Origin of the sequence: Planosporangium spinosum, from assembly GCF_049999945.1 — a bacterium.
GTDB classification, from domain to species: Bacteria; Actinomycetota; Actinomycetes; order Mycobacteriales; family Micromonosporaceae; genus Planosporangium; species Planosporangium spinosum.
In genome coordinates, this window is record NZ_JBLYUB010000004.1 from 181,375 (window position 1) to 201,227 (window position 19,853).

The 19,853-nt window shown below is 72.6% G+C and carries 21 protein-coding genes; 17 read left to right on the top strand and 4 right to left on the bottom strand.

The genetic code is table 11. The annotated features are described in order from the left end of the window. Positions 1–27: 27 nt before the first annotated feature. A complete protein-coding gene (locus ACNTMW_RS07530) occupies positions 28–447 on the bottom strand; it encodes a ferritin-like domain-containing protein (RefSeq protein WP_426632682.1) in 420 nt (139 codons plus the stop codon). 40 nt (positions 448–487) lie between these two features. Beyond that, positions 488–1,018: a hypothetical protein gene (locus tag ACNTMW_RS07535; protein ID WP_426632683.1), complete on the bottom strand. Its 531-nt coding sequence runs from the start codon at positions 1,016–1,018 to the stop codon at positions 488–490. Positions 1,019–1,306: 288 nt separating this feature from the next. Between ACNTMW_RS07535 and rimP the strand changes: the two genes are divergently transcribed. The 17 genes from rimP (at position 1,307) to ACNTMW_RS07620 (ending at position 18,600) form a co-directional block, all read left to right on the top strand. Further along, positions 1,307–1,903 carry a ribosome maturation factor RimP gene (gene rimP / locus ACNTMW_RS07540; RefSeq protein WP_426632684.1) on the top strand — a complete coding sequence of 199 codons (597 nt, stop codon included), beginning with the start codon at positions 1,307–1,309 and terminating at the stop codon, positions 1,901–1,903. Beyond that, positions 1,900–2,916: a transcription termination factor NusA gene (gene nusA / locus ACNTMW_RS07545; protein WP_426632685.1), complete on the top strand. Its 1,017-nt coding sequence runs from the start codon at positions 1,900–1,902 to the stop codon at positions 2,914–2,916. The genes rimP and nusA overlap by 4 nt, the downstream gene beginning before the upstream one ends. Positions 2,917–3,024: 108 nt before the next feature. Further along, positions 3,025–3,333 carry a YlxR family protein gene (locus ACNTMW_RS07550; RefSeq protein WP_426632686.1) on the top strand — a complete coding sequence of 103 codons (309 nt, stop codon included), beginning with the start codon at positions 3,025–3,027 and terminating at the stop codon, positions 3,331–3,333. Positions 3,334–3,415: 82 nt separating this feature from the next. Then, positions 3,416–6,370, top strand: a complete 2,955-nt coding sequence (gene infB / locus ACNTMW_RS07555; protein ID WP_426632687.1) for a translation initiation factor IF-2 — start codon at positions 3,416–3,418, stop codon at positions 6,368–6,370. A gap of 190 nt (positions 6,371–6,560) precedes the next feature. After that, positions 6,561–6,854, top strand: a complete 294-nt coding sequence (locus tag ACNTMW_RS07560) for a DUF503 domain-containing protein (protein WP_426632688.1) — start codon at positions 6,561–6,563, stop codon at positions 6,852–6,854. Positions 6,855–6,985: 131 nt separating this feature from the next. Continuing rightward, positions 6,986–7,450 carry a 30S ribosome-binding factor RbfA gene (gene rbfA, locus ACNTMW_RS07565; protein WP_426632689.1) on the top strand — a complete coding sequence of 155 codons (465 nt, stop codon included), beginning with the start codon at positions 6,986–6,988 and terminating at the stop codon, positions 7,448–7,450. Positions 7,451–7,516: 66 nt separating this feature from the next. Next, entirely contained in the window at positions 7,517–7,924 is a 408-nt protein-coding gene (locus tag ACNTMW_RS07570) for a hypothetical protein (protein WP_426632690.1), read from the top strand. Between the two features lie 59 nt (positions 7,925–7,983). Further along, the gene (locus ACNTMW_RS07575) at positions 7,984–8,139 is read left to right on the top strand and encodes a DUF6186 family protein (RefSeq protein WP_426632853.1); all 156 of its coding nucleotides are present in this window, start codon (positions 7,984–7,986) and stop codon (positions 8,137–8,139) included. Between the two features lie 679 nt (positions 8,140–8,818). Next, positions 8,819–10,135 (top strand): MATE family efflux transporter, encoded by a 1,317-nt coding sequence (locus ACNTMW_RS07580; protein WP_426632691.1) that lies wholly within the window; start codon positions 8,819–8,821, stop codon positions 10,133–10,135. A gap of 135 nt (positions 10,136–10,270) precedes the next feature. Next, on the top strand, positions 10,271–11,113 hold the full coding sequence (gene truB / locus ACNTMW_RS07585) for a tRNA pseudouridine(55) synthase TruB (protein WP_426632854.1): 843 nt from the start codon (positions 10,271–10,273) through the stop codon (positions 11,111–11,113). A gap of 46 nt (positions 11,114–11,159) precedes the next feature. Beyond that, positions 11,160–12,089 carry a bifunctional riboflavin kinase/FAD synthetase gene (locus ACNTMW_RS07590; protein ID WP_426632692.1) on the top strand — a complete coding sequence of 310 codons (930 nt, stop codon included), beginning with the start codon at positions 11,160–11,162 and terminating at the stop codon, positions 12,087–12,089. Further along, entirely contained in the window at positions 12,086–12,787 is a 702-nt protein-coding gene (locus tag ACNTMW_RS07595; protein ID WP_426632693.1) for a rhomboid-like protein, read from the top strand. The genes ACNTMW_RS07590 and ACNTMW_RS07595 overlap by 4 nt, the downstream gene beginning before the upstream one ends. Positions 12,788–12,873: 86 nt before the next feature. After that, a complete protein-coding gene (rpsO, locus tag ACNTMW_RS07600) occupies positions 12,874–13,143 on the top strand; it encodes a 30S ribosomal protein S15 (protein ID WP_426632694.1) in 270 nt (89 codons plus the stop codon). A gap of 217 nt (positions 13,144–13,360) precedes the next feature. Then, positions 13,361–15,757 (top strand): polyribonucleotide nucleotidyltransferase, encoded by a 2,397-nt coding sequence (locus ACNTMW_RS07605; protein ID WP_426632695.1) that lies wholly within the window; start codon positions 13,361–13,363, stop codon positions 15,755–15,757. 11 nt (positions 15,758–15,768) lie between these two features. Continuing rightward, on the top strand, positions 15,769–17,076 hold the full coding sequence (locus ACNTMW_RS07610; protein WP_426632696.1) for a M16 family metallopeptidase: 1,308 nt from the start codon (positions 15,769–15,771) through the stop codon (positions 17,074–17,076). Positions 17,077–17,109: 33 nt separating this feature from the next. Continuing rightward, a complete protein-coding gene (dapB, locus tag ACNTMW_RS07615) occupies positions 17,110–17,862 on the top strand; it encodes a 4-hydroxy-tetrahydrodipicolinate reductase (RefSeq protein WP_426632697.1) in 753 nt (250 codons plus the stop codon). Next, positions 17,863–18,600 carry a carbon-nitrogen hydrolase family protein gene (locus ACNTMW_RS07620; RefSeq protein WP_426632698.1) on the top strand — a complete coding sequence of 246 codons (738 nt, stop codon included), beginning with the start codon at positions 17,863–17,865 and terminating at the stop codon, positions 18,598–18,600. A 46-nt stretch (positions 18,601–18,646) separates the two neighbouring features. Here ACNTMW_RS07620 and ACNTMW_RS07625 read toward each other — a convergent pair whose 3' ends face one another. Continuing rightward, complete coding sequence (locus ACNTMW_RS07625) at positions 18,647–19,261, bottom strand: GNAT family N-acetyltransferase (protein ID WP_426632699.1); 615 nt, start codon at positions 19,259–19,261, stop codon at positions 18,647–18,649. 35 nt (positions 19,262–19,296) lie between these two features. Then, the gene (locus ACNTMW_RS07630; RefSeq protein ID WP_426632700.1) at positions 19,297–19,830 is read right to left on the bottom strand and encodes a GNAT family N-acetyltransferase; all 534 of its coding nucleotides are present in this window, start codon (positions 19,828–19,830) and stop codon (positions 19,297–19,299) included. Positions 19,831–19,853: the final 23 nt, after the last annotated feature.

Below are 19,853 nucleotides of genomic sequence, written 5' to 3' on the forward strand. Positions count from 1 at the left end.
GCGGGGGCGTGAGAACGGCGCCGGACGCTACCGGCCGGGGAACGGCACGGTGGCCGGCTTCACCCCGGCGAGGGTCCGTGCCTTCGCCGCGCGGACCGCGCAGTCGACCAGGGCGTCAACGGCCAGGGCCCGGTCGTCGCCGGTGACCTCCGGCAGGGCCTGCCGCCAGATCGCCGCGCAGCGCTCCTCGACGGTGACCATGAGGCGCAGCGCGGCGGCCTTGTCCGGAACCGGCTCCGGCAGCGCGTACGCGGGCTCCGCCGGCGGTGCCGAGACCCGCAGGGCGCGCAGGCGCTCGGTCAGCTTGTCCCGGCGCGAGCGGTGGGCCGACTCGCCGGCCACCGCCACCGGGGCGGTCGCGGCGTCGAGGCGGGCGCCGAGCGCCCCGTACGCGTAGATCGCGGCATGCTCGGCGCGCAGGGCGTCCACCAGTCGGCCGGCGCTCACCGGCCCGCTCCGCCGGGCCGGACCACGCGGTGATCCACGGTCACGACAGCACCTCCACGTGGCTGGCGCGGGCGGCGGCGATGCAGCCGAGCAGTACGGCCCGGTACGACGGCGCGGACAGGCAGGCGGTCCGGGCCGCCGCGGCGGCATCCTTCTCGGCCCTGTGCAGCGCGGCCAGCGCGCCCGCCGGGTCGGTGGGTGAGTCGGCGGCGGCGTTGCTCGACGCCGGCGGGGTGTCGAGGCCGGGGCCGATCTCGCGGGCCAGCGCCTCCAGGTGCGCGCGGTGGGTGTCGCGCAGCGGACCGAGCCGATCGGCGAGCGCCGGCTGCGCGGTGAGCGTGGCCTCGTACCGGGCCAGCAGGGCGGCGGTGTCGCGGTAGAACGGGTTCAGTGGGTCGGGTGCCACCGGCGGCCGGCCCTCGCGCTGGGTGCCGTCGCAGCCGGACAGGGCGACGACGGCGGCCACGCCGCCCGCCGTCGCCCGCAACACCGTTCGCCGGGTGTACCCCTCGCGCCTCCGGTCGTATCCGCGACGCTCATCGCCGTTGTGCACCGGCACAGTCAACACCATGGCTTCAACCGGAACCGTCAGGTCCTCGCCGCCACCCCGCGCGTCGGCGTGGCGGCGGGTGCGTACTCCGCGCCCGGCGGGCGCGCCGGCCCGGGGTACTCCACGTCCTGGTGATCGCACCGTGCGGAGTACTCCGTGTCCCCGATCGGAGCGGCACCGGTACACGCGGCACGGCCACGCGTTACGCTCAGGCCACAGGCCACCCGCGTCGCGACGTGGGTGGAGGCTCAGCTGCCTACGATGTCGCTGCTGGTGACGTCGTGACGACGACCGGGGAGGGGTGTGGACATGCCACAGCAGCGCCGCCGCCATGCCAGCGAGCGCGCGACCGCCCGGCCCCGGCCAGCGGCCAGCGGTGACCTCGCCGCGCGGCGCTCCCGGCTGCAGGTGGTCGTCGAACCGATCGTGACGGCGGCGGGTTACGACCTGGAGGGGCTGTCCCTCACCCGGGTCGGCCGACGCCACCAGGTCCGGATCACGGTCGACAGCGACCACGGGGTGAACCTCGACACGGTCGCGGAGCTGTCCCGCAACGTCTCGGCGGCGCTCGACGAGGCCGAGGAGTCCGGTGACGACCTGGTCGTGGGGGAGTACGAGCTGGAGATCAGCTCGCCGGGGGTCGACCGGCCGTTGACCCTGCCGCGCCACTGGCGACGCAACGTCGGCCGCCTGGTGAAGGTGACCGCCGCCGACCGGTCGGTGGTGGGCCGGATCACCGCCGCCGACGACGCCGGTGTCGACCTCGAGGTGGAAGGCCAGCCGCACCGGCTGGAGTACGCGCAGCTCGGGCCCGGCCGAGTACAGATCGAGTTCAACAGGCTGACCGAGCTCACCGATTCCGAGCTCGACGAGATCGACGACGAGGAAGAAGGCGACGAGGAGTGAACATCGACCTCGCGGCTCTCCGCGCACTGGAGCGCGAGCGGGAGATTCCGTTCGACACGATCCTCGCCGCGATTGAGACCGCGTTGCTGACCGCGTACCGCCACACCGACGGGTCGAACCCGCACGCCCGGGTCGAGATCGACCGCCGGACCGGAGCGGCGACGGTGTACGCGCAGGAGCTGGGGCCGGACGGCACGATCCTGCGGGAGTACGACGACACCCCGCACGACTTCGGCCGGATCGCGGCCATGACCGCGAAGCAGGTCATCCTGCAGCGGCTGCGCGAAGCCACGGACGAGGCGCACTTCGGGGAATACGCGGGCCGTGACGGGGACTTGGTAACAGGTGTGATTCAGGCCCACGAGGCGCGGGCGGAGAAGGGCATCGTCCAGATCGACCTGGGCAAGCTGGAGGCGAGCCTGCCGGCCGCCGAGCAGGTGCCGGGGGAGGTGTACGAGCACGGCCAGCGGATCAGGTGCGTGGTCGTCCACGTCGCCAAGGGCTTCCGGGGTCCGCAGATCACCCTGTCGCGGTCCCACCCGGCCCTGGTCAAGAAGCTGTTCGCGCTGGAGGTTCCGGAGATCGCCGACGGCACGGTGGAGATCGCGGCCATCGCGCGGGAGGCCGGGCACCGCAGCAAGATCGCGGTACGGGCGACCGCACCCGGGGTCAACGCCAAGGGTGCCTGCATCGGGCCGATGGGCAGCCGGGTCCGCGCGGTGATGAGCGAACTCCACGGTGAGAAAATCGACATCATCGACTGGTCGGACGACCCGGCCACGTTCGTCGGCAACGCACTCTCGCCGGCCAAGGCGCTGCGGGTGGAGGTCGTGGACCCGGTCAACCGGGCGGCCCGGGTGACCGTGCCCGACTTCCAGCTCTCGCTGGCGATCGGCCGGGAGGGGCAGAACGCCCGGTTGGCGGCGCGGCTGACGGGGTGGCGGATCGACATCCGGCCGGACACCGAGACGGTGGCGCAGTCGGCCTCGGAGCGGGCGGGCGAGGTGGGCTGACTTCCACTCTGCGCCAGAGGGTAGACTTGTTCAGTGGTACGTCGCGCACTTCCGGTGACGGTCGGGCTTGCCCGGCCGGTGCGCACTTGTGTCGGTTGCCGGAAGCGCGTGCCAGCCTCCGAGTTGCTGCGGGTAGTCGCGATCGAGAACGGTGCTGACCGGTTCAGCCTCGCGCCCGATCCGGCACGCAGACGGCCGGGCCGGGGCGCACATGTGCATCCTGACCCGGCATGTCTCGCGCTGGCGGAGCGTCGCCGCGCCTTCGGGCGCGCGCTTCGCGTCTCCGGTGTCATCGACATCGGGCCGCTAGCCGAGGCTGTCGGCGCCCATCCCGGTCCACTCGGAACCACCGATGGTGGGAGCGTCCCGCCCCACCCGGACCAGCAAGGTAGGACGACCAACATGAGCACACGATGAAGTCACTGACATGATCAGGCTTCTAGTGCACGAGTGAGGTCGGCGCGGGTTCGCCGCTGCCGGCCTCGGAGTTAGGAGTGCAGTGGCAGGCAAGGCCCGCGTACACGAGCTCGCCAAAGAGCTCGGGGTCGAAAGTAAGAACGTACTCGCCAAGCTCAAGGAGATGGGCGAGTTTGTGAAGTCCGCGTCCAGCACGGTCGAGGCGCCCGTCGCCCGCCGGCTGCGGGCGGCCTTCGAAGCGGGGTCGGCGGCGCCATCCGCCCCGGCCGCCCCCGCCGCGCCCTCGGCGCCGGCTCCCGCCGCGCCCGCAGGCGAGTCCAAGGTGTCGGCCCGTCCGGCGCCTCCCAAGCGCGCGCCGCAGCCGGCTCCGCCGGTACGGCGGGGACCGGTCCCCGGTCCGCCGCGTCCGCAGCAGCCGGTGACCAAGCCGGCCAGCGCGCACGACATCGAAGTGGCGGCCGCCGAGGCGCGTGCCGCCGCGCTCAAGGCCGAGCAGGAGGCCCAGGTCAAGGCCGCCCAGCAGGCCGCTCAGCAGCGCGAGACCGTTCGTCGGGAACCCCCGGCCGGCGGTGCGCCGACTCCGGGTCCGCGCCCGGGCCCGCGTCCCGCGGCCCCGCAGCCCGCGGCTCCGCGTCCCGGTCCCGCCGGGGCTCGCCCCGGTGCGCGTCCCCCGGCGCGTAGCGGTGGCAACAACCCGTTCGGAATCAACCCGGCCGGTGGCGGCGGCGGTGCGTCGCGGCCCACGCCGGCCGGCATGCCCCGGCCCAACCCGGCCAACATGCCGCCGCGGCCCAACCCGGCCAACATGCCGCCGCGGCCCAACCCGTCCCAGATGCCCAGCCAGCGTCCGGTCCGTCCGGGTGGCCCGGGTGGCGGTGCGGGTCGTCCCGGTGGCGGTGGCTTCCGTGGCGGCGGTGGCGGCGCCGGTCGTCCCGGTGGCGGCGGCTTCCGTCCCGGTGGCGGCGGCGGTGGCGGTGGCGGCGGCTTCCGTCCCGGTGGTGGCGGCGGCGGCGGTGGCTTCCGTGGCGGTCCCGGCGGCGGTGGCGGCGCTCCTGGCGCTGGTGCCGGCGTAGCGGGTCGTCCCGGTGGCGGCGGCGGTCGTGGTCGCGGTGGCGGCACAGCCGGTGCGTTCGGGCGCCCCGGTGGCCGGCCGACGCGTGGTCGCAAGTCGAAGAAGCAGCGGCGTCAAGAGTTCGACAACCTGTCTGCTCCGCAGATGAGCTCGGGCGCCCCGCGCGGTCAGGGCCAGGTTGTCCGGCTGTCGCGTGGTGCTTCGCTGTCCGACTTCGCCGACAAGATCAACGCGAACCCCGGCTCGCTGGTCCAGGAGATGTTCAACCTGGGCGAGATGGTGACGGCGACCCAGTCGTGCTCCGACGACACGCTGCTGCTGCTCGGCGAGCACCTCGGCTTCGACGTGCAGATCGTGAGCCCCGAGGACGAGGACCGCGAGCTGCTCGCGCAGTTCAACATCGACCTCGACGCCGATGTTGACGAGGAGCGGCTGGTCGTCCGGCCGCCGGTGGTCACCGTCATGGGCCACGTCGACCACGGTAAGACCAAGCTGCTGGACGCGATCCGGCACGCGAACGTGGTCGCGGGCGAGGCCGGTGGCATCACCCAGCACATCGGTGCCTACCAGGTCGCGGTCGAGCATGACGGCACCGAGCGGGCGCTGACGTTCATCGACACCCCGGGTCACGAGGCGTTCACCGCCATGCGTGCCCGTGGCGCCCAGGTGACCGACATCGTCGTGCTGGTCGTCGCGGCCGACGACGGCGTGATGCCGCAGACCATCGAGGCGCTCAACCACGCCAAGGCGGCCGAGGTGCCGATCGTGGTCGCGGTCAACAAGATCGACAAGCCGGAGGCCAACCCGGACAAGGTGCGTCAGCAGCTCACCGAGTACGGCCTGGTCGCCGAGGAGTACGGCGGCGACACGATGTTCGTCAACGTCGCGGCGAAGCCGGGTATCGGCATCGACGACCTGCTCGAGGCGATCCTGCTCACCGCCGACGCGTCGCTGGAACTGCGGGCGCCGGTCGACGGGCACGCCCAGGGTGTCGCGATCGAGGCCCACCTCGACCGCGGTCGGGGCCCCGTCGCCACGGTGCTCGTCCAGAAGGGCACGCTGCGGGTCGGTGACTCGATCGTCGCGGGCAACGCGTACGGCCGGGTCCGGGCCATGCTCGACGAGAACATGCAGCCGGTGTCCGAGGCGGGCCCGTCCCGTCCGGTGCTGGTGCTCGGTCTGACCGCGGTGCCGGGAGCGGGTGACACCTTCCTGGCCGCCGACGACGACCGGACGGTCCGCCAGATCGCCGAGCAGCGGCAGGCTCGCCGCCGCGCGGCGCAGATGGCGAACTCGCGCGGTCGGGCGACGCTGGAGACGCTGTTCGAGCAGATGAAGGAGGGCGAGAAGACCTCGCTGGCCCTCATCATCAAGGGCGACGTGTCCGGTTCGGTGGAAGCTCTCGAGGACGCCCTCGTCAAGATCGACGTCTCCGACGAGGTGCATCTCAAGATCATCCACCGCGGTGTCGGTGCGATCACCCAGGACGACGTCAACCTGGCGAGTGCGTCGGACGCGATCATCATCGGGTTCAACGTGCGGCACGCCGAGCGGGTCCGCGAGCTGGCCGACCGCGAGGGCGTGGAGATGCGGTACTACACCGTCATCTACCAGGCCATCGAGGAGATCGAGGCCGCGCTCAAGGGGCTGCTCAAGCCCGAGTACGAGGAGGCGCAGCTCGGTACCGCCGAGGTGCGCGAGGTGTTCCGCTCCTCCAAGGTCGGCATCATTGCCGGCTGCCTGGTCCGCTCCGGTCTCATCCGGCGCAACGCCAGGGCTCGGGTCGTCCGCGACGGTGCCGTCGTCGCCGAGAACGCGACCATCGCGTCGCTGCGCCGGTTCAAGGACGACGCCACCGAGGTCCGCGAGGGCTTCGAGTGCGGTATCACGCTCGGTGGCTTCAACAACATCCAGGTCGGCGACGTCATCGAGACGTTCGAGATGCGCGAGAAGCCGCGCAGCTGACGACCTCGTAACGCGGACCGGCCCCGGGGCGACCATCCCGGGGCCGGTCCGCCTTCCGGGCCGGTACCGCCGGGCCGGTGAAGCCCGCGGCCGGCCGCCGACGGTCGCAGGCTGGTGACGCCCGCCGGCCCGGCGTGGTCGGTGCGGATAACCGTTAGCCGCCCGGCGTATCAAGATCTAGACTTTGAGCGTGTACACCGGAACCGCGGTCTTCGACATGTTGTTGCCCGGCGACTGTCATTCGTTGAAGGCCAAGCGGTCGTACGTGCGGCCGATCATCGCCGCGCTCCGCAAGTTCGAGGTGTCGGCCGCCGAGGTGGGCGCCCTGGACCTGCACGGACGGGCCGAGATCGGTGTAGGGGTGGTCGCTGCCGACGCCGGTCACGTCGCCGAGGTCCTCGACTCGTGCGAGAAGGCGGTCGTGCGCCGCCCCGAGATTGAGCTGTTGTCGGTGCGGCGGCGGTTGTACGGCGAGGACGACTAGGTCGTGTAGGTCGCGCCGCGGCCCGGGTACCAGGTGGTGCCCAGGAGACCCGGTGCGGCGGGTACTGCCCGGGCGCGTGGGTGCGGCGCGGGTAAGGTCGAGACGTTGGTGGACATGCGGAGGTGAGCGACATGACGGACCCGGCCCGGGTGCGCCGGCACGCCGAACGAGTGCGGGAACTCGTCGCTTCGGTGGTGCGTACGCAGATCAAGGACCCGCGACTCGGCATGATCACGATCACCGACGCCCGGATCACCGCCGACCTGCGCGAAGCCACCGTCTTCTACACGGTGCTCGGTGACACCGCCGCCGAGGCGGGCACCGCCGCCGCGCTGGAGAGCGCCAAGGGCCTGCTGCGCAGCACGGTGGGCAAGGCGCTGGGTCTGCGTCATTCGCCGGCGCTCACGTTCGTCCTCGACAATGTGCAGGATCAGGCGAAGCACATCGACGAACTGCTGGCGGCCGCGCGCAACGCCGACGCCGAGGTGCAGCGCCGGGCGGCCGGTGCGAAGTACGCGGGCGACCCGCAGCCGTACCGGGTCGAGGAGAGCGACGACGAGGACCAGGAGATCCTCGCCAGTCGCGACCAGAGCTGAATTCAGGGGTAACTCAGGGAGCACAACCCCTTACGGTGCGCTCGGCGCGCCGGTGACAATGCGGGGATGGATCAATCCTCGCAGATGACCGTCGATGCGCCGAGCGGGTGGGCGCGGCCACTGGTCCTCGTGCCGGTGTTCGCGCTGATCTCTCTGGTCGGTGCGCTCTTTCCCTCGTTCTCCTTCGGCGCCGAGGCGTTGATCCTGGCGGTCGGTGGCGCGCTGTTCTGGCTGGGCATGTCGACCCGGTTGCCGCGCCGGGACCCGGTGCGGCGGCTGTCGAGGCGGGCGAACTGGTGGCTGGTACCGGCCCTCGCGATCGGCATTGTGGAGGCGGTCAACTTCCTGGCCGGCTCGACCGACCACGCCCCGACGCTGTCGCGGCTGCTCGATCCGATCCTGGAGGGGTATCCGGCCCGGGCCGCCGCGTACTTCGGCTGGCTCACCGGGTACTGGGGACTGGTGCGCCGGTGATCGTCGCACGGGATCTGGCGATCGTGGCTTTCCTGTCAGGGTTCGTCCTGGCCATCGGCATGGAATGGGCGGCACGGCGACCGGGCTCCACGCTGCCGACCCTCGGCACGCTGTGCGGCTTCGTCATGCGGTACCGGATCCGCCGGGTGCCGGTCGGCCGGATCGTGATGTTCAGCTTCTGGTGGTGGCTGGGCTGGCACTTCCTGGCCCGCTGAGCCGCCCTCTCGGGATGTCTGTGTCCTGGATTTTGAGAATGGCGGGCACATCCTGAAACTGAACGTTAACTTAGACAGCGTGACGCATCCCGTACTCATCCTTCGCCGCCGCGGCGGGGCCTGCTCCTGACAGGCCAGCTCCCCGCCGCGGGTGTTCCGCGCTGGCCGAGGAGATCCGCCCGCAGGCGGCCGGGGAGCGAGGCGAAGGTGCGCACGGCAATACCGTCACTTCGGTTCATGAGGGTCGACCCACCCCGTCGACTCGGCTCCCGTGGGGCAGCACCCCGACCGGCGACCCCGGTCCGGTGGGCCCGACGAACCAGCCGTGCAACGACGTCCGAGGGGACCTGTCATGTCTGACCAGAAGAAGGCCGAGCCCAAGCCCCAGCCGACCACAAAGGACATCCGCGACCAGGCTCGTGCGGCACTGCAGATGTCGATGGACCGGCGCGGCTGACCAGCCGTCGTGGTGACGCCGCGGTGTGTCGGTGACCGCGGCGTCATCACCCCCCGGTGCGCCGAGCCCGGCACGTCCAGCCGGGCGCACCGGGTGTCCGTCCTCGCCGACCGCGCGGGCCATGCGTCCGGTCGCCCGTCCGGCGGTCGGCTCCCGCGTCCCGGATTGTAAGTAGCAGGTCGGCTTGCCAGCCTTACCTGAACCGTGCCAGTATCCGGGGCGATGAGCTCTCCCGCCGGTACCGTGCCCGACCTTCGCAGGGTGGCCGCGCTCGCGCTGCCGGCGCTCGTCGTCCTCGCCGCCGAACCGCTGTACGTCCTCGTCGACACGGCGGTCGTCGGGCACCTGGGCTACACCCAGCTGGCCGCGCTGGCCATCGGCGGCAACGTCATGACCGTCGCCGCCTGGCTGGGCACCGTCCTCGCGTACGGCACCACCGGGCGGTCCGCCCGCCGCTACGGCGCGGGGGACCGGGCCGGCGCGGTCGCTGAAGGGGTACAGGCCTCGTGGCTGGCCCTCACCGCCGGTGTGGTCATCATCGTCCTGACGCAGGTGCTCGCCGGCCCGCTCACCAGCCTCCTCGCCGGGGACAGTCCCGAGGTGGCCGCGGCTGCCGCGCGGTGGTTGCGCATCGCGTCGCTCGGCGCGCCCGGCCTGCTGCTCGCCACGGCCGGCAACGGCTGGCTGCGCGGCGTGCAGGACACCCGGCGGCCGATGTACTACGTGCTCGGCGCCAACCTGCTGTCCGCGGTCGCGTGCCCGGTGCTCGTGTACAGCGCCGGCCTGGGGTTGACCGGATCCGCCGTCGCGAACGTCGCCGCCCAGACGGTCTCCGGCGCGCTGTTCGTCCGCGCCCTGGTCACCGAGCGGGTGTCGGTGCGCCCGCGGCCCGCGGTACTGCGCCGGCAGCTCGTCCTCGGCCGGGACCTGCTGCTGCGGGGAGCGGCGTTCCAGGCCTGCTTCATCTCCGCCGCGGCGGTCGCCGCCCGGTTCGGGTCCGCCGCCCTGGCCGCCCACCAGATCGCGCTGCAGCTGTGGTTCTTCACCGCCCTCGTCCTCGACGCGGTCGCGATCGCGGCGCAGTCGCTGGTCGGAGCCCATCTCGGCGCAGGCGAGGCGGGCGAGGCCAGGAGCCTGGCCCGGCGCATCGTGGTGATCGGCCTCGCCTCGGGTACCGCGTTCGCGATCGTGATCGGTGGCGGAGCCGGGCCGCTGCCGAAGCTGTTCTCGACCGATCCGCAGGTGTACCTGCAGGCGATGCGGGCCTGGCCGTGGTTCGTCGGCATGCTGCCGCTGGCCGGCGTGGTGTTCGCGCTCGACGGGGTGCTCATCGGTGCCGGAGACGTGCGCTACATGCGCAACCTCACGGTCGTGGCGACCCTGGGCGGCTTCCTGCCGGCCATCTGGCTGGCGTACGGCCTGGGTCTGGGACTGGGCGGGGTGTGGGCCGGCCTGACCCTGTTCATCGTCATCCGTCTCGTGGCGCTGCTGGCCCGGATGCGGTCCGGCCGGTGGGCGGTCGTGGGCGTGGGGCGCTGACGGTCGGAGGGGCGGCACCGGCGACCGGGTGGGCGGTGGTCGGCGGGGCGCGCCGACGATCTGGAAGGCTGGATCCCCGTGAGCAAGCAACCACCGGGGCCGGGCGGCCTCGTCGTCGTCGACAAGCCGGGCGGCATGACCTCCCACGACGTGGTCGCGCGGGTGCGGCGCCTGGCGCACACCCGTCGGGTGGGCCACGGCGGCACACTCGACCCCATGGCGACCGGGGTGCTGGTGATCGGCGTGGAGCGGGCCACCCGGCTGCTCACGTACGTCATCGGCAGCACCAAGCGCTACAGCGCCACCATCCGGCTGGGCGAGTCCACCGTCACCGACGACGCCGAGGGTGAGGTCACCGCGCGTGCCAGCGCCGCCGGGGTCACCGAGGACCGGGTGCGGGCGGAGCTGGCGAACCTGACCGGCGAGATCCAGCAGGTACCCAGCGCGGTCAGCGCTATCAAGATCAACGGCCAGCGGGCGTACCAGCGGGTACGCGCCGGCGAGGAGGTGGAGCTCGCCGCCCGCACGGTGACGGTGTCCCGGCTGGTCCTCGGCGACCTGCGCCCGGCCGACGGCGACCGGCTGGACCTCGACATCGACGTGGAGTGCTCGTCGGGTACCTACATCCGGGCGATCGCCCGCGACCTCGGCGCGGCCCTCGGGGTCGGCGGGCACCTGACGGCGCTGCGCCGTACCGCGGTCGGCGCGTTCACCCTCGCCGAGGCGCAGACGCTGGAGGCGTTGGCCGAGCGGGACGACCCGGTCACCCTGCCGATGTCGGTGGCGGCCGCGCGGTTCTTCCCGCGCCGCGACGCCGACGCCGCCGAGGCGCGCGTGCTCGGGCACGGCGGACCGCTGGACGCGATCGGGATGGCCGGCCCCTACGCGGTTTTCGGCCCCGACGGTGAGGTGATCGCGGTCGTGGTGGAGCGCGGCGGCCGGGCGAAAGCCGAAATCGTCCTCGCACCGGCCGGATAGGCGTCGGCGCATATCGTCCCCGCTCCGGCCGGATAGTCTTTGGCACATGCAGCGGTGGAGGGGATATGACGCGGCCCCCGGCGGTTGGGGTCGCGCGGTCGTCACGATCGGGGTCTTCGACGGGGTGCACCGCGGGCACCAGGAGATCATCGGGCACGCCGTGAAGCGGGCCGGTGAGCTGGGCGTGCAGTCGGTGGTGGTGACGTTCGACCCGCACCCCTCCGAGGTGGTACGGCCGGGGTCGCACCCGGCTGTGCTGACCGAGCCGGCCCGCAAGGCGGAGCTGATCGAGGAGCTCGGTGTCGACGTGCTCTGCGTGCAGCCGTTCACGCCGGACTTCTCCCGCCTGCCGGCGGAGGAGTTCGTGCACGACGTGCTGGTCGAGCACCTGCACGCCGCGCTGGTCGTGGTGGGGGAGAACTTCCGGTTCGGCCACCGGGCGGCCGGCGACATCGCGCTGCTGCGGCGGCTCGGCCGTACCTTCGGCTTCGGCGTCGAGGCGGCGCCGCTGCTCACCGACGACGCCACGGTGTTCTCGTCCACGTACATCCGCGCCTGCGTCGACGCCGGTGACGTGACCGCCGCGGCGCGGGCGCTGGGCCGCCCGCACCGGGTGGAGGGGGTCGTGGTCCGGGGTGACCGGCGCGGCCGTGAACTGGGCTTCCCGACGGCCAACCTGCTCACCGGCCCGCACGCGGCGATCCCGGCCGACGGCGTCTACGCCGCCTGGCTGGTGCGGGGCCGCGGCGAGCGGCTGCCCGCGTCGGTCTCGATCGGCACCAACCCGACCTTCTCCGGCCAGGAGCGCCGGGTCGAGGCGTACGTGCTGGATTTCGACGGCGACCTCTACGGCGAGCGGCTGGCGCTCGACTTCGTCGCGCACCTGCGCGAGCAGCGCACCTACTCCGCGATCGAGCCGCTGGTGGCGCAGATCGGCGAGGACGTGGCGCAGACCCGGGAGGTCCTGCGCGGATGAGGCCGGCGCCGGACCGGCTGATTCGTCAACTGCCGGCCCGCGCCGGGGTCGCCATCGGGTACGTCGTCGCCCTCATCGCCACGACGCTGCTCTTCCGTGGCCTGCCGGCCGACGGTCGCCGCGCCTGGCTGGCGTGGACCAGTACCAACCTGGAAAACCTGGGCGACCATCCGCTGCGGTCGCTCGTCGTCTCCGGCCTGTTCAGCGACGGTGGCCTGGTGGGCTGGGCGCTGACGGCGGCGGTCGGCCTCGGTGTCACCAACTGGGCCCTGGGCAACTGGCGGACCGCGGCGCTGATCGCGGGTGCGCACGTCGGTGGCACGCTGATCAGCCAGGGGATCCTGGCGTACCGGATCGCGGGCGGCCAGGCGCCGGTCGGTGACCGGTCCATCGTCGACGTCGGCCCGTCGTACGTCGTGGCGTGTGCCCTCGTCGCCGGCGCGCTGTACGGCCTGGGTGCGCAGCGGCTGCCGGCCGTGGTGTGCTTCGGGCTGTTCGCCCCGAACGCGTTCCTCGGCCTGCCGACCCTCCAGGTCGCCTCCGTGGGGCACCTCTGCGCGGTCGTGTTCGCGGTCGCCGTGGGCTGGCCGCTGTGGCGCTCCGGGCGCCCCCGGGTGGCTGATCCGTCCCCCGGCTCGGGTGCCGGTACCGCATCGGCGCCCGTCGTGAGCCGGTCGCGGTTGGGTTTGTTACGCTAGTGGAACGCCAGGCGACTGGCGTGGGTCCGCGTGCCTGCACGACGCCGCGGGTGCGGACCGCCTACCGCTCAACCGTTAGGGAGATCATGGCGCTCGAAGCCGCTGTGAAGCAGCAGATCATGAAGGAGTACGCGACCTCGGAGGGTGACACCGGTTCGCCCGAGGTCCAGGTCGCGATGCTCACCAAGCGCATCCAGGACCTGACCGAGCACCTGAAGACGCACAAGCACGACCACCACAGCCGGCGCGGCCTGCTGCTGCTGGTCGGCCGGCGCCGTCGGCTGCTCAACTACCTGCAGAAGACCGAAATCCAGCGGTACCGTTCGCTGATCGAGCGGCTCGGTCTGCGCCGGTAACAGGTCGTCAGGGGGAGCGAACCGAGGTGATTACCGGTCGCTCCCCCGACTTGTAATGTCACACTGGTACGAAAGCCGCAGGGACCCGTCGGCGCACCGGTCCTCGGTAGTGGCTTCCGGGGGATCAGCTCCACCACCCGAGAGCTTCGATCGAAGACCGGCCGCGGACCAGCTCCCTAGCGGGTGTACCACGACCCGTGAGGAGTGAAAACTCACCATGACTGACGGTAGCAACCTCGGCACTCAGAGTAGCCGGGCCGTCATCGACAACGGCAGCTTCGGTACCCGCGAGATCGTTTTCTCGACCGGACGACTCGCCCGCCAGGCCGCCGGCTCCGCGACCGCTCAGCTCGGCGACACCGTGGTGCTCTCTGCCACCACCGCCAGCAAGCAGCCCAAGGAGCAGTTCGACTTCTTCCCTCTGACGGTCGACGTCGAGGAGCGGATGTACGCCGCGGGCCGCATCCCCGGCTCGTTCTTCCGCCGCGAGGGGCGTCCCAGCGAGGACGCGATCCTCACCTGCCGCCTGATCGACCGCCCGCTGCGCCCGAGCTTCGTCAAGGGCCTGCGCAACGAGGTCCAGGTGGTCGAGACGATCCTCGCGCTCGACCCGTCCCACCCGTACGACGTGGTGGCGATCAACGCCGCGTCGCTGTCGACGAAGCTGTCCGGCCTGCCGTTCAGCGGCCCGATCGGGGCGACCCGGATCGCCCACGTCGACGGCCAGTGGGTGGCGTTCCCGACCCACGAGGAGCTGGAGCGGGCCACCTTCGACATGGTCGTCGCCGGGCGCATGCTGCCCGACGGCGATGTCGCGATCATGATGGTCGAGGCCGAGGCGACCGAGAACACCGTCGCCCTGGTCGCGGGCGGTGCTCCGGCGCCGACCGAGGAGGTCGTCGCCGGCGGCCTGGAGGCGGCCAAGCCCGCCATCCGCGAGCTGTGCCGGGCCCAGGACGAGCTGGCCGCGGTGGCCGCCAAGCCGACCGTGGAGTTCCCGGTCTTCCTGGAGTACTCCGACGACGTCTTCGACGCGGTCGCCGAGGCCGTGCGGTCCGACGTCGCCGAGGCGCTGCGCATCGCCGGCAAGGCGGAGCGGGAGGACGCGCTCGACCGGATCAAGGAGAAGGCGTTCGAGGCCGTCGCCCCCCGCTTCGAGGGGCGTGAGAAGGAGATCGGCCCCGCGCTGCGCTCACTGATCAAGCAGGAGGTCCGCAGCCGGGTGCTGCGCGACCAGGTGCGCATCGACGGCCGCGGCCCGCGCGACATCCGCGCGCTGACCGCCGAGATCGGCGTCCTGCCGCGGGTGCACGGCTCGGCCATCTTCGAGCGCGGCGAGACCCAGATCCTGGGCGTGACCACGCTCAACATGCTGCGCATGGAGCAGGCGCTCGACACGCTCTCCCCGGCCAAGAGCAAGCGCTACATGCACAACTACAACTTCCCGCCGTACTCGACCGGTGAGACCGGCCGGGTCGGCTCGCCCAAGCGGCGCGAGATCGGCCACGGCGCGCTCGCCGAGCGGGCCCTCATCCCGGTGCTCCCGTCGCGGGAGGAGTTCCCGTACGCGATTCGCCAGGTCTCCGAGGCGCTCGGCTCCAACGGCTCCACCTCGATGGGTTCGGTCTGCGCGTCGTCGATGTCGCTGCTGTCCGCCGGTGTGCCGTTGAAGGCGCAGGTCGGCGGCGTCGCGATGGGTCTGATCTCGGACGAGGTCGACGGTAAGACCACGTACGTGACCCTCACCGACATCCTCGGTGCCGAGGACGCGTACGGCGACATGGACTTCAAGGTCGCCGGTACCCGGGAGTTCGTCACCGCGCTGCAGCTGGACACCAAGCTCAACGGCATCCCGTCGGACGTCCTGGCGGGCGCGCTCCAGCAGGCCCACGACGCCCGGCAGACGATCCTCGACGTGATGGACGACGCGATCGCCGCGCCGGCCGGCATGTCGGAGTACGCGCCGCGGGTCACCACGGTGAAGATCCCGGTCGACAAGATCGGCGCGGTCATCGGCCCGAAGGGTCAGATGATCAACGCGATCCAGGACGAGACCGGTGCCGACATCACCATCGAGGACGACGGCACGATCTACGTCGGCGCGACCAACGGCCCATCGGCCGAGGCCGCGGTCGAGCGGATCAACGCCATCGCCAACCCGACGCTGCCCAAGGTGGGCGACCGCTTCCTCGGTACGGTCGTGAAGACCGCTCCGTTCGGTGCGTTCGTGTCGCTGCTGCCCGGCCGCGACGGCCTGCTGCACATCTCCAAGGTGGGCAACGGCAAGCGGGTCGAGAAGGTCGAGGACTTCCTCAACGTCGGCGACAAGGTCGAGGTCCAGATCGCCGACATCGACCAGCGCGGCAAGATCTACCTGGACAAGGTGCGTCCGGAGGGTGAGGAGGCGCCGGCCGCCGCCGAGGGCGGCGAGCGTCCCGCCGGCCGGGACCGGGGCGACCGGGGGCCGCGCGACCGCGGTGAGCGCGCCGAGCGCGGCCCGGGCCGCGAGCGGGGCGACCGTCCGCAGCGCGACAGCGCCGCGGGCGAGAGTGATGGCGAGGGCGGCGGCGAGGGCGGCGGCGAGCCGCGCCGTCGGCGCCAGCGGCACAGCTGATCCACGCCGGCATGGCGCACACGCCTGTGGCGGACGCGCTGGGCGGCACGGTACGTCGTACCGTGCTGCCCAGCGGTCTGCGCGTACTCACCGAGGCGATCCCCGGCACCCGTAGCGTCTCGTTCGGCATCTGGGTGTCGATCGGCTCCCGGGACGAGACCCCGGAACTGTCCGGCGCGTCCCACTTCCTCGAGCACCTGCTGTTCAAGGGCACCCGCCGGCGCAGCGCGCTCGACATCTCCGCCGAGATCGAGGCGGTCGGTGGCGAGACCAACGCGTTCACGGCGAAGGAGTACACCTGCTACTACGCGCGGGTGCTCGACGCGGACCTGCCGCTGGCCATCGACGTCATCTGCGACCTGGTCGCGGACTCGGTGCTCGCCGAGGCCGACGTCGAGACCGAGCGGGGCGTCATCCTCGAAGAGATCGCGATGGTCGACGACGAGCCCGGCGACGAGGTGCACGACCTGTTCTCCGACGCCGTGTACGGCGACCACCCGCTGGGCCGGCGGATCTCCGGGACTCCTCAGTCGATCGCCGCGCTGACCCGTGACCAGATCATGGCGTTCTACCGCGGCCGCTATGGCGCGCCGACGGTCGTGGTCACCGCCGCCGGCAACCTCGACCACGCCGAGGTCGTCGACCGGGTCGCGGCCGCCTTCGGGCGCAGCCGGTACTTCGACGGCATCGGCGAGCCGGCGCCCCAGCGGCGCTGCGACGGCATCGTGCCGGTCGCCGCGCGGCAGGTGAAGGTGGAGAACAAGGACACCGAGCAGGCGCACGTCGTCCTCGGCTGCGCCGGCCTGACCCGCAACGACGACCGGCGGTTCGCGCTGGGCGCGCTCAACAACGTGCTCGGCGGCGGCATGTCGAGCCGGCTGTTCCAGCAGATCCGGGAGCGCCGGGGCCTGGCGTACTCGGTCTACTCGTACACGTCGCAGTACGCCGACTCCGGTCTGTTCGCCGTCTACGCCGGCTGCGCGCCGGGCAAGGTCGACGAGGTGCTGGCGCTGACCCGGGACGAACTGGCGCGGGTGGCCGCCGAGGGCGTCACGGACGCCGAGGTCGCCCGCGGCAAGGGGATGCTGAAGGGCGCCCTGGTGCTGGGCCTGGAGGACACCGGTTCGCGGATGAGCCGGCTGGGCAAGGGGGAGCTGCTCTACCGGGAGATGCTCTCGGTGGACGACCTGCTGGCCCGCATCGACGCGGTGACCCCGGACGATGTCCGGGCGGTGGCCGCAGAGGTACTGGTCAATCCAGCGTCGCTGGCGGTGATCGGCCCGTTCGACGATCACGACTTCTCCGGCGTCGTCGAATAGGCCCCCGACAGCGCCGTGCATTAGGTTGGCATCGTGGACGACGAGCGTGAGCCCATCAGGGTAGGTGTACTCGGCGCCCGGGGCCGGATGGGCACCGAGGTGTGCAAGGCGGTCGACGCCGCCGACGATATGGAACTCGTGGCGATGGTCGACGACGGTGACTGGCTGTTCAACGTCTCCGACGCCGGCGCCGACGTGGTGGTCGACTTCACCACGCCCGACGTCGTGATGGACAACCTGCACTGGTGCATCGACCAGAACATCAACGTCGTCGTGGGTACCTCGGGCTTCTCCGAGTCCCGGCTGGAGCGGGTGCGCTCGTGGCTCGCCCACAAGCCGGACCTCGGCGTCGTCGTCGCGCCGAACTTCGCCATCGGCGCGGTGCTGATGATGGACTTCGCCGCCCGCGCGGCGCGGCACTTCGAGTCGGTGGAGATCGTCGAGATGCACCACCCGAAGAAGATCGACGCGCCGAGCGGCACGGCGGTCCGCACCGCGGAGATGATCGCGGCGGCACGGGCCGGCATGCCGCCCATGCCCGACGCCACCAAGGAGGAGATGGCGGGTGCCCGCGGCACCCTGGTGGAGGGCGTGCGGGTGCACTCGCTGCGCGCCACCGGCCTGGTCGCCCACCAGGAGGTGCTGCTGGGCACCGAGGGTGAGACGCTGACGATCCGCCACGACTCGTTCGACCGCAAGTCGTTCATGCCCGGCGTCCTGCTGGCCGTTCGCCAGGTGGTCCAGCGTCCCGGCCTGACCGTCGGCCTCGGCCCGCTGCTCGACTAGGTGGCTGGGTCCGACCGCCGCGCGCCGGCGGGTGGCCGCGCGCCCCTGGTCATCGCGGCCACCCAGCCCCCGTGCCGGTCGTCCGACGTCGCGGTCAACGTCGCGGCGCACGCGGCGACGGTCCGGGCGGCGGGTGCCCGGGTGGTGGTCTTCCCCGAGCTCTCCCTGACCGGGTACGAACTGGACGCCCCGGCGGTCGGCACCGGGGACGCGGCGCTGGCGCCCCTCGTCGAAGCCTGCGTCGACACGGGTTCGCTGGCGCTGGTGGGCGCCCCCGTGCGGGACGCCGACGGCCGCGCGTCCATCGCGACGATGGCCGTCGACGGCACCGGCGCCACCGTGGCCTACCGCAAGCGGTACCTGCACGGGGACGAGTTCGACCGGTTCTCGCCGGGCGGCAAGCCGGTCGTCATCGACGTCGACGGTTGGCGCCTCGGCCTGGCCATCTGCCGGGACACCGGCGTCCCGCAGCACGCGGCCGACACCGCCGCCCTCGGCATGGATGCCTACGTCGCCGGCGTGCTGCACCGCGCCGACGAGGTGGCCGTCATCGAGGAGCGCGCCCGGAGGGTCGCGACCGACCACGGCGTCTGGGTGGCGGTGGCCAGCTTCGCCGGGTCGACCGGTGGCGGCTTCGACCGGGCCGCCGGCTGTTCGGGCATCTGGGCACCCGACGGCACCATGGTCACCCGGGCGGGGACCGACGTCGGCGCCGTCGCACGCGCGACGCTCGGCTGACCGCGGAAACCGACCGCGCGACGCGCGGCTGACCGGCCGGCGCCCGTCAGCCCGGTTGCCCGGCCGCGTCGGCGGGCGGTACGGCCGCCGGGTCGGCCGTCAGGTCGACGTGCAGCCGTAGCTGCGGTACCAGCAGGTCGTCCACGTCGAGGGCGCGGCGCGCGCCGTCGGGCTCCCAGCCGGCCGAGCCGAGGAAGTTCCGGGTGGCCGGGTCACGCTCGTACGCCCAGGCCACGGCGGTGCGGAAGCCGTCGGCGCGCCACAGGTCGACGCCGGCCGAGAGCAGCCGGCTGCCGTGGCCCCGCCGTCCCCACCGGGGCTCGACGAGCAGGTCGGTGACCGCCGCGACGTCGGCGGGCAGCGGCTCCTCGTCGGGCGCCAGCGCGGCCTCGTCGGCCGGCCCGGTGGCCAGGAAGCCGACCAGTTCGGCCGGCCGGTCACCGCTGTCGGCCTGCTCGAAGGCGATCAGTACCCGGTGCCGTGGCGACGGCGGGGCGGTGATCGCCTCCCGCCACCGCGCGGTGAGCCACTCAGGGTCCAGGTCGTCGAGTACCTGCCGGGGGATGAGCCGGCGGTACGCCACCCGCCAGGTGGTGAGCTGAATGCGCGCGATGTCGCCGGCTTCGTCTGGGCGCGCCGGCCGGACGTACCCGAGTGCCACGGTGGGACAGCGTACGGCCGGCGCCGTCCGCGTGATCAGGCGGGATCGACGGTGAACCGGATCGTGGGGACCTCGACCCCGCCGTCGACCGGATGTGATCCGGCCGCGCCGTCGGCGACGAACCCGTACCGCTCGTAGAACCGGCGCGCCCGGTCGTTGCCGTCGAGCGCCCACAGCCGTACCGGGCGCCGGCCGGTACCCGTGAGGTGGCCGACCGCGGCGTCCATCAGCGCTCGCCCGACGCCGCCACCCCAGTGCGGCGGGTCGACGTAGATCGCGTAAACCTCGCCCGCGTCGGGGGAGTCGGGGCGGGCGGTGCCGTCCCGGTAGGTGCCGGCCGACGCGAATCCGAGCACCGCCGCGTCGCGCACGGCGACGAACACGACCGCGCCGGGCTGCGGTCGGGCCAGCAACTCGCGCCAGCGGGCCGCCCGGTCGGCCGGGTCGAGTCCGGCTAGGACGGCCTCGGGCATCAGCCCGCGATAGCCGGCCTGCCAGGACCGGACGTGCACGGCCCCGATCGCGTCGGCGTCGTCCACCGTGGCCGGCCGGACCCTCACCACATCCATGGACGCCGTTGTATCAGCGGTTG

Coding starts and splice junctions, on each gene's coding strand:
- rimP (WP_426632684.1), top strand. CDS start 1,307: ATGCCACAGCAGCGCCGCCGCCATGCCAGCGAGCGCGCGACCGCCCGG.
- ACNTMW_RS07570 (WP_426632690.1), top strand. CDS start 7,517: ATGGATCAATCCTCGCAGATGACCGTCGATGCGCCGAGCGGGTGGGCG.
- rpsO (WP_426632694.1), top strand. CDS start 12,874: ATGGCGCTCGAAGCCGCTGTGAAGCAGCAGATCATGAAGGAGTACGCG.
- truB (WP_426632854.1), top strand. CDS start 10,271: ATGACCTCCCACGACGTGGTCGCGCGGGTGCGGCGCCTGGCGCACACC.
- ACNTMW_RS07535 (WP_426632683.1), bottom strand. CDS start 1,018: ATGGTGTTGACTGTGCCGGTGCACAACGGCGATGAGCGTCGCGGATAC.
- ACNTMW_RS07595 (WP_426632693.1), top strand. CDS start 12,086: ATGAGGCCGGCGCCGGACCGGCTGATTCGTCAACTGCCGGCCCGCGCC.
- ACNTMW_RS07605 (WP_426632695.1), top strand. CDS start 13,361: ATGACTGACGGTAGCAACCTCGGCACTCAGAGTAGCCGGGCCGTCATC.
- ACNTMW_RS07580 (WP_426632691.1), top strand. CDS start 8,819: ATGAGCTCTCCCGCCGGTACCGTGCCCGACCTTCGCAGGGTGGCCGCG.
- ACNTMW_RS07610 (WP_426632696.1), top strand. CDS start 15,769: ATGGCGCACACGCCTGTGGCGGACGCGCTGGGCGGCACGGTACGTCGT.
- ACNTMW_RS07590 (WP_426632692.1), top strand. CDS start 11,160: ATGCAGCGGTGGAGGGGATATGACGCGGCCCCCGGCGGTTGGGGTCGC.
- ACNTMW_RS07575 (WP_426632853.1), top strand. CDS start 7,984: ATGGAATGGGCGGCACGGCGACCGGGCTCCACGCTGCCGACCCTCGGC.
- ACNTMW_RS07630 (WP_426632700.1), bottom strand. CDS start 19,830: ATGGATGTGGTGAGGGTCCGGCCGGCCACGGTGGACGACGCCGACGCG.
- rbfA (WP_426632689.1), top strand. CDS start 6,986: ATGACGGACCCGGCCCGGGTGCGCCGGCACGCCGAACGAGTGCGGGAA.